The 16,097-nt window shown below is 35.8% G+C and carries 13 protein-coding genes; 11 read left to right on the forward strand and 2 right to left on the reverse strand.

The window, feature by feature from the left end; genetic code table 11:
- Positions 1–324 precede the first annotated feature (324 nt).
- The 7 genes from B7E07_RS10390 (at position 325) to B7E07_RS10420 (ending at position 10,372) form a co-directional block, all read left to right on the forward strand.
- The gene (locus tag B7E07_RS10390; RefSeq protein WP_139785615.1) at positions 325–2,544 is read left to right on the forward strand and encodes a ribonucleoside-diphosphate reductase subunit alpha; all 2,220 of its coding nucleotides are present in this window, start codon (positions 325–327) and stop codon (positions 2,542–2,544) included.
- A gap of 19 nt (positions 2,545–2,563) precedes the next feature.
- The gene (locus B7E07_RS10395) at positions 2,564–3,604 is read left to right on the forward strand and encodes a ribonucleotide-diphosphate reductase subunit beta (protein ID WP_080845799.1); all 1,041 of its coding nucleotides are present in this window, start codon (positions 2,564–2,566) and stop codon (positions 3,602–3,604) included.
- A gap of 488 nt (positions 3,605–4,092) precedes the next feature.
- Positions 4,093–4,314 carry a hypothetical protein gene (locus B7E07_RS10400; RefSeq protein ID WP_080845800.1) on the forward strand — a complete coding sequence of 74 codons (222 nt, stop codon included), beginning with the start codon at positions 4,093–4,095 and terminating at the stop codon, positions 4,312–4,314.
- Between the two features lie 295 nt (positions 4,315–4,609).
- The gene (locus B7E07_RS10405) at positions 4,610–7,081 is read left to right on the forward strand and encodes a bifunctional diguanylate cyclase/phosphodiesterase (protein ID WP_080845801.1); all 2,472 of its coding nucleotides are present in this window, start codon (positions 4,610–4,612) and stop codon (positions 7,079–7,081) included.
- Positions 7,082–7,392: 311 nt separating this feature from the next.
- Positions 7,393–8,154 (forward strand): hypothetical protein, encoded by a 762-nt coding sequence (locus B7E07_RS10410; protein ID WP_080845802.1) that lies wholly within the window; start codon positions 7,393–7,395, stop codon positions 8,152–8,154.
- Positions 8,151–9,380: a glycosyltransferase family 2 protein gene (locus B7E07_RS10415; protein WP_080845803.1), complete on the forward strand. Its 1,230-nt coding sequence runs from the start codon at positions 8,151–8,153 to the stop codon at positions 9,378–9,380. Before B7E07_RS10410 ends, B7E07_RS10415 begins: the two co-directional genes overlap by 4 nt.
- A complete protein-coding gene (locus tag B7E07_RS10420) occupies positions 9,380–10,372 on the forward strand; it encodes a hypothetical protein (RefSeq protein ID WP_080845804.1) in 993 nt (330 codons plus the stop codon). The genes B7E07_RS10415 and B7E07_RS10420 overlap by 1 nt, the downstream gene beginning before the upstream one ends.
- Before the next feature lie 10 nt (positions 10,373–10,382).
- Here the strand turns inward: B7E07_RS10420 and B7E07_RS23710 are convergent, their stop codons facing one another.
- Together B7E07_RS23710 and B7E07_RS10425 are read right to left on the reverse strand one after the other, a co-directional pair.
- Positions 10,383–10,538, reverse strand: coding sequence for a hypothetical protein (locus tag B7E07_RS23710; protein ID WP_176215173.1), 156 nt, complete (start codon positions 10,536–10,538; stop codon positions 10,383–10,385).
- A gap of 144 nt (positions 10,539–10,682) precedes the next feature.
- On the reverse strand, positions 10,683–10,973 hold the full coding sequence (locus B7E07_RS10425; protein WP_080845805.1) for a hypothetical protein: 291 nt from the start codon (positions 10,971–10,973) through the stop codon (positions 10,683–10,685).
- Positions 10,974–11,196: 223 nt separating this feature from the next.
- Between B7E07_RS10425 and B7E07_RS10430 the strand changes: the two genes are divergently transcribed.
- From B7E07_RS10430 to B7E07_RS23915, 4 genes are all read left to right on the forward strand, one after another.
- A complete protein-coding gene (locus B7E07_RS10430; RefSeq protein WP_080845806.1) occupies positions 11,197–11,796 on the forward strand; it encodes a nitroreductase family protein in 600 nt (199 codons plus the stop codon).
- Between the two features lie 156 nt (positions 11,797–11,952).
- On the forward strand, positions 11,953–13,401 hold the full coding sequence (locus B7E07_RS10435; RefSeq protein WP_080845807.1) for an ATPase domain-containing protein: 1,449 nt from the start codon (positions 11,953–11,955) through the stop codon (positions 13,399–13,401).
- Between the two features lie 12 nt (positions 13,402–13,413).
- Positions 13,414–13,656, forward strand: coding sequence for a hypothetical protein (locus B7E07_RS10440; RefSeq protein WP_080845808.1), 243 nt, complete (start codon positions 13,414–13,416; stop codon positions 13,654–13,656).
- Positions 13,653–15,812, forward strand: a complete 2,160-nt coding sequence (locus tag B7E07_RS23915; protein ID WP_080845809.1) for a response regulator transcription factor — start codon at positions 13,653–13,655, stop codon at positions 15,810–15,812. The genes B7E07_RS10440 and B7E07_RS23915 overlap by 4 nt, the downstream gene beginning before the upstream one ends.
- Positions 15,813–16,097 lie beyond the last annotated feature (285 nt).

Consider the following 16,097-nt stretch of genomic DNA (forward strand, 5'->3'; position numbering starts at 1 on the left):
GAGAGACTGCTTGCGCGAGCAAAAGTTTCTTTCTTCGGGAAGTGTTTTTTTTTGTGAAAATTATAATCGGCGACGACCAAAAGAGATGATCCGTGTTGTAAAGGACAATAAAATCTTCTTTTGATTTCTGGTTAAATTGATGCATCATACAGCATGAACCTTTAATTTTCGTTTTGCTTGGCTCAAGTTGGTGGGTTTAAGCGTATTCTCAACTGTTTAAAAACACCTGAAATAGGACATTTACATAATGTGCATCAGGTGCATAATGTGTTTCCAAAAGAACAGCATTCCGCTGATTCTTTCATGTTGAAGGAGGAATTATCAATGACGAGTTTAACAGAAGTTGTTAACTTTCAGGAACTGCAGGAAATGTTTCCTGAACTGCAAATGGAATATTTAGAAAAGAAAGCTGCACAATTAGAAAGCTTAAATGAAAATTCTTTTTTTGATCAGCTGATTCTTGAATGTCTATCCTTTATTTCAATGGATGAACCTAATTGGACATATGTGGCAGCACATATGTATCTACAGCAATTATACCGTCATGCAGGTGAGAATCGGGGTTATCATGCAGATCAAAAATATGGCAGCTTTTATGATCTATTACATAAACTCGTCTCATTAGATATATATGAAAGTAAGCTAATAGAGAAATATGATCGAGCTGAAATCGATGAGCTTGGACGTTTTATTAACCCAGATAAAGATCAGTTATTCACTTATCTAGGGATTAAGATGCTGGCTGACCGATATTTAGCAAAAGACCGTAAGAAGAACATTTATGAATTGCCTCAAGAGCGGTTCATGGTGATCAGTATGATTCTGATGCAAAATGAAGAGCCTTCTCAAAGAGTTGAACTAGTCAAAGAAGCTTATTGGGCGTTAAGTAATTTATATATGACTGTAGCAACACCGACTATGTCAAATGCTGGTAAAAAGTGGGGCCAGCTTTCAAGCTGCTTTATAGAAACGGTAGATGACAGCTTAGATTCTATTTATGACAGCAACACAGATATTGCTGCATTATCAAAGAATGGCGGAGGAATTGGTGTCTACCTAGGGAAAATCCGCAGCAGAGGCAGTGACATTAAAGGGTTTAAAGGGGCCTCTTCAGGTGTATTGCCATGGATGAAGCAATTAAATAACACAGCTGTAAGTGTTGATCAGCTTGGTCAAAGACAGGGAGCGATCAGTGTTTATTTAGATGTATGGCACAAAGATATTTTCTCTTTCTTAGATGCAAAATTAAACAATGGGGACGAGCGTTTACGGACACATGACCTTTTCACTGGCATCTGTATTCCGGATTTATTTATGGAAGCTGTTGAGAGTCGTGGAGACTGGCATTTATTTGACCCTCATGAAGTCAGAAGAGTGATGGGCTTCTCGCTAGAGGATTACTTCGATGAAAAAGATGGAGAAGGCTCTTTCAGAGAAAAGTATCAAGAGTGTGTTGATAATGAGCAGCTAAGCCGTGAAACAATACCGGCAATTGAAATTATGAAATCTGTTCTTAGAAGCCAGCTTGAAACAGGAACTCCATTTATGTTCTATCGTGATGAAGTAAATCGTAAAAATGCAAATGGACATAAGGGAATGATCTATTGCACAAATCTTTGTACAGAGATTGTTCAAAACCAAAGTGTTACAAAAAGAATAGAGGAATACACAAAGGACGGCAAAATTGTAATTGAAAAAACGCCTGGTGACTTTGTTGTATGTAATCTTTCTTCTATCAATCTAGCACGTGCTGTCAGTGATTCTGCATTAGAGAGACTCATTAAGATTCAAGTTAGAATGCTTGATAATGTTATTGATATTAATACGATCCCTGTTATACAAGGACAATTAACAAACCAAAAGTACCGTGCAATTGGCTTAGGGACATTTGGCTGGCATCATCTGCTTGCGATCAGCAAGATTTCTTGGGAAAGCGAAAAAGCAGTACAATTTGCCGATGAGCTATATGAAAAAATTGCCTATTTAACCATTCAGAGTTCAATGGAGCTTGCTGCTGAAAAAGATTCTTACCCAGCATTCGAAGGCTCCGACTGGGATACTGGAGCATATTTTGAAAAACGCGGCTATCTGAATTCAGAAAGCAGCTTAGATTGGCAAGGGTTAATGGAATCTGTTCAAAAAAATGGGATGAGAAATGCTTACCTGCTGGCAGTAGCACCTAATGCTTCAACAGCTCTGATCGCTGGAAGCACACCAAGCATCGATCCAATTTTCAACAAGCAATATTCTGAAGAGAAAAAGGATTATCGTATTCCTGTAACAGCTCCAGACCTAAACAGTGAGACTACATGGTACTACAAATCTGCCTACTTATTGGATCAAAAATGGAGTATCCTCCAAAATGCGCAGCGTCAAAAGCATATTGATCAGGCGATTTCATTTAACTTGTATGTACCTAACTCAATCAAAGCAAAAGACCTTCTTGATCTTCATACAACAGCTTGGAAAGAAAAGTTAAAAACAACTTATTATATAAGATCAACATCATCTGAAATTGAAGACTGTGAATCTTGTTCGAGCTGATTTGAAAGGGGAAATACGCATGGCCACTATTAATAAAAGAAAAATTATGGATGAAACTGCACCGAACCGGTCAACAGCTATCATAAATGGCTCAACTTCAAATATATTAAACTGGGATGATGTCCGCTATTCTTGGGCCTATCCTAAATACAAAAAAATGCTGGCTAACTTCTGGACGCCATTCGAGATTAACATGTCTCAGGATATTAAGCAGTTCCCTGAATTAACGAAGGACGAGCAAGATTCTTTCTTGAAAATCATTGGTTTATTAGCGCTGCTTGATAGTATCCAGACAGATTACGCAGGCAAGGTTGCCGATTATCTAACAGATTCAAGTCTGTCAGCATTAATGATTATTCTTGCACAGCAAGAGGTTATTCATAATCACTCTTATTCTTATGTTCTCTCGAGTATTGTTTCAAAACAAAAGCAAGACGAAGTATTTGAATACTGGCGTACCGAGGAAACATTAGTAAAGAGAAATGAATTTGTGACAAATGGATATAAAGATTTTGCAAAGGATCCAACTGCAGAAAATCTATTAAAGTCAATTGTTTATGATGTTGTATTAGAAGGTTTATTCTTCTATTCAGGATTTGCATTTTTCTACTATCTGGCAAGAAATCAAAAAATGGTTTCCACATCCACGATGATTAACTATATTAATCGTGATGAACAAATTCATGTGGATTTATTTGTTAAGATCTTTAAAGAAATACTGGCGGAAAATCCTGAATTGAATACACCAGAACTAAAAGCGTTTGTTAAAGAAACGTTTAAAGAAGCAGCAGAGCTTGAAATTGAATGGGCTCGCACAGTAATCGGAAATAAATTAGAGGGTGTTCTCCTGAGCGATCTTGAAGCATATATTAAATTTTATGCCAATGTACGAAGCAACCAGCTTGGATTTGAACGACCATTTGAAGGCTTTAGAACAAATCCATTGCGATGGATCGTAGCTTATGAAGAAGTTGACCAGGGCAAATCAGACTTTTTTGAGCAAAAATCCCGTCAATATACAAAAGTGAATCAAGTCGACAACGGCTTTGATGAGCTTTAATGAGAAGATGAGGCTGGGACATAAGTATTTAACTTAACCATAGAACCGAATGATTAGGAAGTGAATCTTTCTAACCATTCGGTTTTTTATTTGTTTACCATTTAATATTTCTAAACATGAGTGAAATGGAGCGGAGGACCCTCTACTCCTATGGCAATAGAGGAAAAGGTAAGAGCCCGCAGTAGCTTTGCTCCGAGGAGGCTCAGCTTCCTCCCCATGGAAAGCGAGGGTCTGGAGCGCAGGTAAAACGGGCTTGTGTAAACAAGTAAACCTTGAAAATGAACATTCGTGTTTTATAAATACTAATTTCGTTTTGTCCGAGCCTCTTTTTTGGTTATTTTCTGAAAGATATGCAATTTAATTTAATTGTATATTAATTTGTCAACATTATTTCTGAGAAAAATTTTACGAATTTTTGAACATAATAATTGTATTTCGTATAAAACTAAATTATAATTATTATAAATTAGGTGATGGGGTGAGAAATTATGATTCGTGTTGCATTTTCCAGTTTCGGAGCAATTATTTTGATCGTTATTGAATCATATATTGCTATGTACCTAAAAGGATCCTCAACCATTCAATTTGGAGGCTTAAGTCCTGTGATCTCCATTTGGGCGATGAATTTTTTCTTGCTATTTACAATGTTTACTCACTATAAAATCTGGAAAGAAAATCGGGAAGTCACAAAGGAAAATACCTCTGTCTAAACGGATCATTGTGTTTGGGCCCACAGGGATTTATTTTCATGAGGGTCCTAAGGCACAAACTCATGTGGTTGTCTATATACATGCGAAAAGCCTATCCAGAAGTGGAGAGGCTTTTTTTATACTCCACAAAGGAAAATTTAGGATGTTTTTTTAAAAGACGTCCTCATTTAAAATGAAAAATTTATTTATAAAAAATTAAATATTTTAAATACGATTAAATTCATTTTTAACTATTATAATATAACTTATAGGAAACATTACCTATAAGAATTTTAAGAGAGGCTAGGTACTTTCCATGGAACTTACTAGCTATTACAATATAACACTTGTATTCATTTCTATTTTAATTGCTGTTATTGCTTCATATGCATCTTTAAATATTGTCAGCCGCCTAAGAAGATCTTCAGGCATTGTTCGTTATATTTGGCTTACTGCTGGTGCTTTTTCGTTAGGATTTGGTATTTGGTCTATGCACTTTATTGCCATGTTGGCACACCATCTTAGTATTCCTGTTATGTACGACACCTTTCTTGTGGTTTTGTCAATTGTTTTGGCAGTAATTGCATGTGCTGTTGCTTTTGCAATTGTAAGCATAGGCTTAAATCGAGGATTGTATATTTTTGTTGGTGCTGCTTTTATTTCAGCTGGGATTGCTCTCATGCATTATGTAGGAATGGCAGCCATGGTAATGGATGCTGCCATTATTTATGATCCATTTTTATTCGTTTTATCAATTATTATTGCTTTTGTTGCTTCATTAGCGGCTTTATACTTATTCTTTTATTTTGAAAAGAATGCCAATCAAAAATACACTCATCTTAAAAAGATAGCAAGTTCTTTAGTTATGGGTGCAGCCATTTCCGGCATGCATTTCACTGGAATGGCTGCAGCGTCATATCAGTCTATGGGAATCGGCCACCATCACGCACACGCTCATACTTCAGCTGCCATTAATACAACCGTAATGGGCTTTAGTATCGGAATTGGCATGTTTCTACTCCTCGCAATTAGTTTAGTAAGTACATTTCTAGATAGAAGATTTCAGCAAAAAGCTGATCAGCTTCAATTTTTAGATAATATGTATCAATCGATTATTATGACTGCGAATGATGCAATCGTTTTAGCTGACAGTGAAGGAACAATTATTGCTTGGAACAATGCAGCGGAAGCTATATTCTTCTATAAAGAAGATGAGATTATTGGTAAGAATTTAGAAAAAATCATTCCTGCTAAATATCACAAAGCACATAGTAAAGGATTGAAGGATTATGTTGCTTCTGGAAAAGAACAAATTATAGGGAAGTCGGTTGAGTTAGAAGGAATGCGAAAAAATGGAGAAGTATTCTCTATTGAATTAACTTTATCTACATTGACGAATGAAGAAAATACGTATTTCAGTGGAATCATTCGGGATATATCCGAACGGAAAGAGAATGAGAGGAAAATAACGGAGCTTGTTTATCGTGATCCATTAACAAACTTACCGAATAGAAGGTTCTTGAATAATTACCTATCCTTAAGTATAGAGCAAGCAGCTGTAAATCATCAGTCATTGGCAGTTCTTTTTATTGATTTGGATCGCTTTAAATATATTAATGATACACTCGGCCATAGTGTCGGTGATCAGCTTCTCGTTGAAGTATCTAAGCGGATGTCTAAATATATTGAGAAAAAGGACATGCTTGCCAGGCAGGGTGGAGATGAGTATATATTAATCTTCCCGCAAACAAATCATCAGCATGCAGCGAAAATTTCACAGCAGATTTTAGATGAATTATTAATGCCCTTTCATTTTGAGGATAACGAACTGTTTATCTCAGCTTCAATTGGCATCAGTATGTACCCCGAGGATGGCGGAGAAGCTGATCTGCTTGTGAAAAATGCGGATACCGCGATGTACAGAGCAAAGGAAATTGGAAAAAACAATTTTCAGTTCTTTACATCAGATATGAATGAACTGATGGCTAAAAAAATGAGACTTGAGGTTGGGTTACGTAAAGCCCTCATTAATAATGAGCTTGAACTGTATTATCAGCCGCAAATAAAGGTAAACAATGGTCATATAAAGGGAGTTGAAGCACTCATCCGCTGGAACCATCCCAAGATGGGCATCGTTTCGCCTGCTGAATTTATTCCACTCGCAGAAGAGACGGGATTGATCATTCAGATTGGAAATTGGGTAATTGAAACAGCATGCAGACAAGCGAAGGAATGGGAGATACAGGGATATTCTCCAGTAAGAATGAGTATAAATATCTCAGCACGTCAATTCCAGCAGACTTCTTTCGTGGATACTGTAATGGAAATTATTGAAAATACTAAAATTGATCCACAATATTTGGAACTTGAATTAACAGAAACTATTGTACAAGACCCTGTTTATGCGATTCCTGTTTTGAATCAATTGAAAGATATGGGCATCAAATTATCTTTAGATGATTTCGGTACAGGATATTCTTCATTAAGCTACTTAAAGTCCTTTCCGCTTGATACATTAAAAATTGACCGTTCATTTATTAGTACAGTTAACGAAAGCGGGAAAGACGCAGCGATTGTCAAAACGATTATTAATATGGCTAATAGCCTTGATCTAAATGTAATAGCTGAAGGTGTAGAAACAAATGAACAGCTGTTATCTTTAAAACAGGATGGCTGTGACGAATATCAGGGATACTTGTTCAGTAAGCCTGTCAAAGCACTTGCAGTACAAGAATTACTGCAAAAATGTATGGAAGAAAAGTCAATAGAACAAATAGTTGAAGTTTAGTTCTTTCACCTATGTTCATTAACATTCAAATAAAGCCTAAACAATAAGGAAACAAATAATAGGCTGCACAAAAGTGTTATCCAAAATCACAGAACTGAATGGTTAGGAAGTAAGTCTTTCTAATCATTTGGTTTTTTTTGTGATTTTACTTTAAAAAGGTGTTCACCATTCTCAATATTGAATGGGAGAAGTTGGACTATTATTTTTCTTTGGAATCATTGTTATAATACTTGGTAAGTGTTAATTCTTGCAATGTTAATGGGCCACCTTTCCTTTTATCTATATATTATTTCCAAGGAGGCTAATTCATAATGAAAAGATCCATTCTTATTAATATGGTTATAGTTGCTATGATTAGTATTTTAGGTGTCATCTTCCTGACAGATTTGCCATTCTACAAACTGGCATTAATTCTGATTGCTTCATCCATCCTGCTTCTTTCTTTCTCCAGCATTCAATACTTATTCCCTATCATTATTTCAGTCATTTTAGGATTCGGTGCCTTTTTAACAGGGTACGCTTTTTTAGCAGCTCACCAAGAGAATATTCAGATTGAACTTATGTATATTCATTTGTTATTAACTGCTTTTTTACTGCTTTACTGGGTTCTTGTACATTATTTAAAAAAGACAGTAAATGAAAGCAATCAGTTGTACGAAAAAGTAAAATCCCTTGAGAAATACGATGTGACAACAAAATTATTAACAACCCACGAGTTTCTTGACCAGTCAAAAATCGTCCAAAAAGGTGCAGCTAGAAGAAATGAATCGCTTTGGCTGTTAGTTTTGGAATTGAACCATGAAAAAAAGACCACATTAGCTACATTAAAGCATAAACTCTCTCAAATTGTATTCTCTTCTATTCGTGAAGAATACGATTTTGTTACTGCCACAAACAAAGGAATTCTCATTCTGGTGCAGAATACAAATGAGAATGGGGTTGAAGTAGTGTTACAGAGGATTCATTCGAAATCACATACCGTTTTTAATCAGATCCGACCCCCTTATCAATATAAATGTCTGGAGATCATATCCATTCAGCAAATCATAGAAGAAGTGGAGGAAAAGAAATGACAAGTATCTTAACGATGATTATGATTTTCTTTTGGATTCTGCTTCTTTTTTATTCAGCCGTGACAATAAGCGGTTTATGGTACAGAGTACGGTATAAGCATCCAGCACCGCTCGAGAAATATCCAAGTATAGCCTTATTTATCCCTGCTTATAATGAAGGAGTCGTTATTAGTGATACTTTAAGTGCTATGGGAAAACTTAACTATCCCGGGAAACTTGATGTTTATTTGCTGGATGATGGTTCCAAGGATGATACCGGAGTTATTGCCAAGGAGTTTTCAGAGGCATTTGCAAACATTCATTATATTCCTGTTCCAGATGGTGAGCCTAGAGGAAAGTCACGTGTTTTAAACTATGGATTGAAAATCTCCACTTCAGATTATTTTATTGTTTATGATGCTGACAATCAGCCGGAATCAGATGCTGTCACAAAACTAGTGGAAGCTGCTGAAACAACAAAGGGTGCAGCAGGGGCTGTTGGCTATGTGAAGACACAAAACAAAGAAACCAATATGTTAACCAGAATGATTACACTGGAATTTCGGGTGTTTCAGCTTTTAATGCAATGTGGAAGATGGTCGTTATTTAAGCTGGGATCGTTAGCTGGCACTAATATGCTTTTAAGAAGAGAAGTGATTGAGGAACTTGGCGGATACGATGTTTATGCTTTAGCAGAAGATGCAGAGTTAACGGTCAGATTAACTGCAGCTGGTTATTTGCTGCCGGTAGTTCCGACATCTTGTACATGGGAACAAGAGCCTGAAAGTCTAAAGGTGTTTATTAAGCAAAGAACACGCTGGTTAACTGGCAATATTTATTTGCTGGAAAAGTCATTAAGGGAATTTTCCTTTTGGAAAGGAAGAACATTTATTCTCTCTCTGCAGCATTTATTAACATATGCTGTATTTATTGGACTGCTTCTTTTCTCACATATCTTTTTCCTGCTTAGTATATTGGGTGTTGACATTCCGAATATTGCAGCACCGCTACTTATGTTATGGTTTATGAGCTATATTGTGTACAGTGCTCAGCTGTTAAGTGCTATTGTCATAGATGATGATATTTCTCTTCGAAATGTAATCTACGTGTTTATTATGTATTTTACCTATGCACAATTATTTGTGATCTTGCTGATTAGAAGCTTGTATACTTATATTAAAAGCAGAATGAAAGGGCAAACTGTTTCATGGGATAAAACACAGCGTTTTAAACAGAAGGCGATGTAATGAAAAAATATAGTCTAATGATACTTAGTGTCGTGTTTGTACTATTTGCTTTGTACTTTTGGAATAAAAGCGGGGACGGTGCTACCGTGCAAAAACATGTAAAAAAACATTATATGAATGATTCTCTTATTTCTACCTATCAAACCGGAGAAGATCAGCAATATTTATCAGAAAGTCTTGGATTATATATGAATTATTTACTGCTGGCAAAAGATAATGCAGGGTTTCGTGAGCAAGTAGACGTCCTAAAAACAAGATTTTTGTTATCAAATGAAAAGGGCATATATATACGGTGGTCGCTTGATCAGCAAGCAGCCGCTAATGCCTTAATTGATGATGTAAGGATAATTCAGGCACTTTTCAAAGGTTCATCATTATTTGATGAAGAAGAGTATTACAAATTAGCTGATGATCTAAAGAATTCTTTATTAACCCTTCAGTATAAAAATGGAATTTATCGTGACTTCTCAGATTGGACTACAGGTGAACCAGCAGAAAGGATAACATTAAGCTATTTAACAGATGACTTTTTTTTAACCTTCACAGATACGGATACTACAGAAACACTGCTTTTAAATGCATTAGATGATGAAAATCCTTTTTTCCCAGAGTATTACGATAACGGCGAGCAAGCTTATCAATATAGCAATAAGGTTCATATGGTGGATCAGCTGTTAATTGCAGCCAACAAAGTGAAACGTGGACAGGACCTTCCCTTATTCAATAATTGGCTGCTCTCACAATGGGAGGAAAAAGAAAAAGTTTTTGGCCGTTATGATAGAACCAGCGGAGAGCCCCTCGTTTCATATGAATCATTGGCTGTCTATGCGTTTGCCTATGATTATTTAGTGTTAATTGGTGAACAGCGAGTTGCAGAAAGTATGTGGAAACATGCAGTTGCACTTGAACAATCGATTGCTTCTGAGGATGAGCATTTCTTTGATTATATTTTATTTCATACCATTAATGACTTTAGCACCTCTCCATTATAGGAGGGTGCCTTTATTTTAACTCTTCGATTGTAATTCTTACTTTTTCGCCATGAATGTCTTTTAATAATTGTAGTAGGTCTTCACCGCCAATAGATAAGTTTACTGCTTTTTCCTCATTTGCATGAACGTCTGTGTTTACAATTCCTTCTAAATTAATATCAAGCAATTAGATAACCTCCTAAATGTAATTTATAGATTATATTCACGATTTGGGTTGTTTTCAAACATGTATAACCATGTGATGAATTTCACAAGTTTGTGAAAAAAAGAAGGTAAAGCTAGGTGGAGTGGATGAAGGATTGTTGGAGTGTTAAATTGCTTTTTTATACTCCGCTTCTGTTTCTCGTGCATGTGCACACGCTGCATTGAATGAATCAAAGCTTTCTGACTGGTAAACAAGTTCGTTCCAATTAAAGCTTCCTACTTCACTAGATGGATAAACCGCAACTCGCCAGCTGTATTTTCTCTTTTTCTCTAAGTGACCTTCTATGGCGATTAGCCAGTGACTATAGGAGATAGTGCTATTTTCGATATCTGCAGACGGAAGCGGGATGATCGACTTTTGAAAAAAATCCACATAACTATTTGTAAGGGTGTTCATTGTTATATACCGCCTTTCAAAAAGGATTGTTTATAGTTCTATTATATGTTTTAAAATGCCGTTTTTCTGTTACACCTTTCTGAATTTGTTTGATTAGAGAGTTACTTTTGACACTATAGAAATGCTTAAATTCAAGAATATTACATCTTATGTCTAATCTGCTTGTTAAAAGGTTAATAATAACTATGTATCTGATCTAAATTAAAAATTGGGAGGAATTATCTTGAGTTCAGCTTTCTTAAATGCTATTAAAAAACGCCGCTCCATTTATGGCATCAGTAAGGAACATGTTGCTTCAGATGATGTAGTAAAAGAAATCATAAATGAAGCAGTGCTCCATACTCCATCATCTTTTAACTCGCAAAGCACGCGAATTGTCTTATTGCTGGGAGAGAAGCATGATAAGGTTTGGGAATTAACAAAGGATGCTTTAAGAAAGGTTGTTCCCGCTGAAAACTTTTCGCCGACAGAGGAAAAGATCAATTCGTTTAAATCCGGATATGGCACGGTGTTATTTTATGAAGATCAAGAAGTAGTAAAAGGACTTCAGAAGGATTTTGCATTATATGCAGACAATTTCCCTGTTTGGTCTGAACATACATCCGCTATGCATCAGTTTGTGATTTGGACTGCATTAACAGAAGTTGGTTTTGGTGCGTCGCTGCAGCATTATAATCCATTAATTGATGAGTCGATTCAGCAGGAATGGTCAATTCCGTCATCTTGGAAGCTAATTGCCCAAATGCCATTTGGAAAACCAACTATGGCTCCTGGTGAAAAAGAATTTAAGCCGCTGGAAGAGCGAATCAAGATAGTTGAATAATTATTTGTTATAACCTTAAGAGTTTACTTTTCTTAAGGTTTTTTTTATCCAAGAAATTTCCTTTTATCTCTTGGTGAATAGTTAGTACATTTATGGTATGATTTTTTAAGATCATGACCATTAAATTGGAAACTAACTTAGAGGTGATGGGGTAGCATGTCTGAACAAGACAAAGTAGCAACAGGTATTACGGGGTTAGATGAGGTCCTTTATGGAGGTCTTCCGGCAGGATCTATATCTTTAATACAAGGATCTCCTGGTACAGGTAAAACAACATTGGGTTTACAATTTCTAATTGAAGGTGCCCGTAAGTATAATGAGGCGGGTATTTATATAACATTTGAAGAATTGCCAGAACAATTATATCGTGATTCTGCTTCTTTCGGCTGGGATCTAAAAGACCTGGAAAAAAACAACCTGCTTAGAGTTATATGTATACAGCCAGAAGTGCTTATTGATCATATTACAAAGCCTAATGGACTGTTAGAAAATGTCATTAAGACAATCAACTGTAAGAGAATTGTACTGGATAGTGTCAGTTTATATCGAGTATTAAACACCGAAGCAGAAGCGAGAAATAAAGTGTATTTATTAAGAAATGTTTTTAAAAAGTGGGGTTTAACAACACTCCTCATCAATGAAATAGCAGGATTGCAAAATCCACTGGAACAAAACTCATTTGAAAATTACTTAAGTGACGGTGTTATCCATTTATCACTAAGCAAGTTTATGGATAAATATAGGTCAAGACAATTAGAAATTCTTAAGATGAGAGGCACAAAGATTGTAGAAGGTGAACACCGTTTTAAATTTTTAGATCATGGAATACATGTGATACCAGCTCTCTCAATGGCTGAAGATAAATTAATTATTAAAAATTCATCTGATACGATTTCTACAGGTATTCAAACGTTAGATGATATTTTATCAGGCGGTTTACAAAGAGGAACGACCTTTACTATTGATACAAACAGTAAAGCAAATTACCGTTACATTGTTACAGCTTTGCTGGCCAAACGATTGGAAGCTGGTGATAAGCTCATTTCTATGATGACTAACACCTCTACAATCGATACGATTTCTTTTGCTCTTAGTGAATATGGAATTTGCCTTAACGACTTGATCAAAGAGCAAAAAGCCTATTTTGTAGATTTATTTAAGCGTGATATTCCAGTAAATTCGAAGCAATATCATTCTGGAATTATTCAAATTACGGATTTTTCAGAAGAGGGTTTTCGTAAACAATTGCAAGAGAAGTTTTCAGATATCATTCAGACCAATTTAGCAAGCGGAGGCAACTGGTTTGTTTATTATGACTTAAATGTTCTTATCAGTCTTTTAGGAATTTCCTTTACACAGCGATTTTTCGCTGAAGAAGCTTTACGCTGCAGATTAAATGGGATTACGATGCTTGCTCATATTAATTTTGCTGAAATCAGCCAAGCAGCAGGCTCTGTTTTTGAGCGTGCCAGCAATGGCATCATTCGCACATGGGTGGACGGGAATTATCAGCTGCTTCAAGTGACGAAATCACCAACTGGAAGAATGTCGGCTCCCCATATTATTGAAAATATTGATGAAAAACCATTTTTGCGATTAATTTAAGGGGATAAGAATGTGACCAATGAAAAAAGTAATCTCTTAATTCAAATGGAATGTATGTTATTTTTCGAGGAAAATCAATATGCTATGGAAACAGTCAGCAGTATTAGCATGCGAATTGGGAGAAGACCGGAGGATATTGCTTTGGTCTTAAATCAGCTGACAGTTTTAAATGTTGTAGATGTTTTCGGTGAAGGAGACTCTGCGATTTATTGTTATCGAATCCCTGATGTACAAAGTGATGTGATAATTAAATGATTGATCAGAAAGTACTGCAGAATCTACATGAATTATTGGGTGCATATGCAAAAATCAGCGGTTTATCGATATTAATAATAGATGAAAACGGAAAAAAACTGCTTCCGACTATGCTTGGCAAAAGCTTAAAGCCGCTGTTCGGAGAACTTGACAGTATTGAAACCTTCTATTTAGATATTATAAAAAAAACAGCTACAGAAGAGTTTACATTTATTTATAATATTGCTATAGACAAAGTGAAAATCATCATATCTCCTCTTCATACACAAACTGGAGAAAAGTATTTTATTTTAGCTGGACCTATTGTTGAAGAAGATACAAAAGATGCTTTATTGAATAATATTATGTCAAGTTCTCTGCCTTCAGAGTTGAAGCAGAGTCTGACCTATAATATCAGTTTGTCAAAAGAATTGACGCCAGCAGAAGTGAATGAAAAAATGTCCATCATTTCAAGCTTGAGTCAAAACGTTCGGTATATGTTAAATATCCAGCTCAATATTGGCTGGATTAAGGATAATTTAACAGCTATAATCGATCAGGGGTGTTCACCAGAAATTCCTTCATTAGAACAGCTGATAAAGGATTTTCACGATCATACAGAAGTATTAGATACAATTTGTTACGCAGAAAAAAGCAGCAATGACGATTATATTGTGACATATGCATTTGGTGACTATGCCAGCCATTTAAAAGGCATTACTTTTCGCCACGGGGAAGGTTTTTTAGGACTTGCCAGTGTGTCTGATGGACCAAAAGACTGGAGTTCGATTGAACGTGATCCAAGGAGTGCACTTTTTATAGATTTAGACATGCCAATCCCAGAAAATCTCTGGTGCAATTCTATACAATTATATGGGCATACAACGGGCATTATCTTTACACTTGATTTTAATAAAAGTAAATTAGTGGCTGTACAAAATTATATCCGCAATATGATTGTTTCCATTCTTACTTCGCGCATGAATCTAGTTATTATGAGTGAATCATACTTGAAACAAAAACAGCGCTTGGCAGGCTTAGTGGAGATTGCAGGGTTTATTAAATCATCCGAAAATATGCAAAAGATTATGTATGCTCTAGTTGATAGCTGTATCACTTTATTTCCTAAACCGATTTCTGCTTTAATGTATATAGCACAAGATGTACAGAGAACAAAAGTAAAAATTGTTTCTAGGGGTTATTCAAAAGACAAACAGAAACAATATGTACAGGAATCCTCTAAGATTTTATTTACTACCTCCGTTAAAAAAGCGAATAAACCGATTGTGTCGGTTCGAGAGCAGGGTAAAATCTATCAATATGATTTTCCGCTTGTCATTCATAATGAATTATATGGTGCACTTACACTTTCATGCCATCATTCTGCTGATATGGAGGAATGTCTTGGCTTAATGTCCACACTTGTCACTATTGCCAGTATGCATATAGAAAAGATGTGTGAAAAAGGTGAAAGTGGAAATGTAGCAGATGAACTTTCAAATATGTTATTCAAAAGTTTGAAAGAACAAAACATGAGCACTTATGAACATCTAAAAACACTTGAAATGCATGTTTCATCCGTTTTAACTTCCAATCCTCATCTGGCTGGTGATCATGAACTGATCAAAAGAGCGATACGTTTATCTTCTTTTTCAGCTGAATTTCTAAAGAGCAGTCCGTATTTAGCAAAAGAAGCGTTCTTGCTTGAGCAGTGTAAACAGATGGAGAAGCAGGAGGCAGTGCCTGAGGATTCGGCAATGGAATTACTATTTATGTTCGTAGCCCTTCAGTATGATACACAGAAAATGGCATTAAAAACGAATCTTCTCAATAAGGTCGGCCTTAATGAAGGTAAAATTGAGTCCATTAAAGAGCTGTTAGAGGAACAAGGGGTATTAGAAGCAGAGCTTCAGTTAGGAGCAGAGACCGAAAAGGTTCAGAATCGAACTCTTATTGAAGATATTGTGAAGCAGTATGGGTTAACAGCAAGAGAGAAAGATATTTTCCAAGGGATTCTGCATGCAAGCAGCAATAAAGAAATTGCTAAGAACCTTTATATAAGTGAGCATACAGTAAAGAATCATATTACCAATTTATTTAATAAGCTTGGTGTAACAGAAAGAGCCCAGGCGATTGCTCTTGTATTAAATTCTAGTTTAAACAATGAGAAAAGCTAATGTGTGTTAATTCCCAACATACATTAGCTTTTTTTTCTGAAAAATAATAGGAAAACAGGCTTTTTCCATCAAGGTTCCTATATAGGAACAGAGAAAAGTGAAAGCGCTGCCTCCTGTGCTGTCGCTGGGTCGATGAAGAATAAATTTGAGCAAATATGACTCTAAATCTAGCATTTTATAAAAAGAGTAGGGAAGCAGTTCCTATACCAGACAAGAAAGATTAGGAAATACCGGCTATACTTTTTTTTACAATTTTTCTTCATAATTGAAACAGTAGTAGTGATT

This window comes from Cytobacillus gottheilii (assembly GCF_900166665.1).
Taxonomy (GTDB): Bacteria; Bacillota; Bacilli; order Bacillales; family Cytobacillaceae; genus Cytobacillus; species Cytobacillus gottheilii_A.

Coding starts and splice junctions, on each gene's coding strand:
- B7E07_RS10405 (WP_080845801.1), top strand. CDS start 4,610: ATGGAACTTACTAGCTATTACAATATAACACTTGTATTCATTTCTATT.
- B7E07_RS10390 (WP_139785615.1), top strand. CDS start 325: ATGACGAGTTTAACAGAAGTTGTTAACTTTCAGGAACTGCAGGAAATG.
- B7E07_RS10415 (WP_080845803.1), top strand. CDS start 8,151: ATGACAAGTATCTTAACGATGATTATGATTTTCTTTTGGATTCTGCTT.
- B7E07_RS10410 (WP_080845802.1), top strand. CDS start 7,393: ATGAAAAGATCCATTCTTATTAATATGGTTATAGTTGCTATGATTAGT.
- B7E07_RS10425 (WP_080845805.1), bottom strand. CDS start 10,973: ATGAACACCCTTACAAATAGTTATGTGGATTTTTTTCAAAAGTCGATC.
- B7E07_RS23915 (WP_080845809.1), top strand. CDS start 13,653: ATGATTGATCAGAAAGTACTGCAGAATCTACATGAATTATTGGGTGCA.
- B7E07_RS10420 (WP_080845804.1), top strand. CDS start 9,380: ATGAAAAAATATAGTCTAATGATACTTAGTGTCGTGTTTGTACTATTT.
- B7E07_RS10435 (WP_080845807.1), top strand. CDS start 11,953: ATGTCTGAACAAGACAAAGTAGCAACAGGTATTACGGGGTTAGATGAG.
- B7E07_RS10395 (WP_080845799.1), top strand. CDS start 2,564: ATGGCCACTATTAATAAAAGAAAAATTATGGATGAAACTGCACCGAAC.
- B7E07_RS10400 (WP_080845800.1), top strand. CDS start 4,093: ATGATTCGTGTTGCATTTTCCAGTTTCGGAGCAATTATTTTGATCGTT.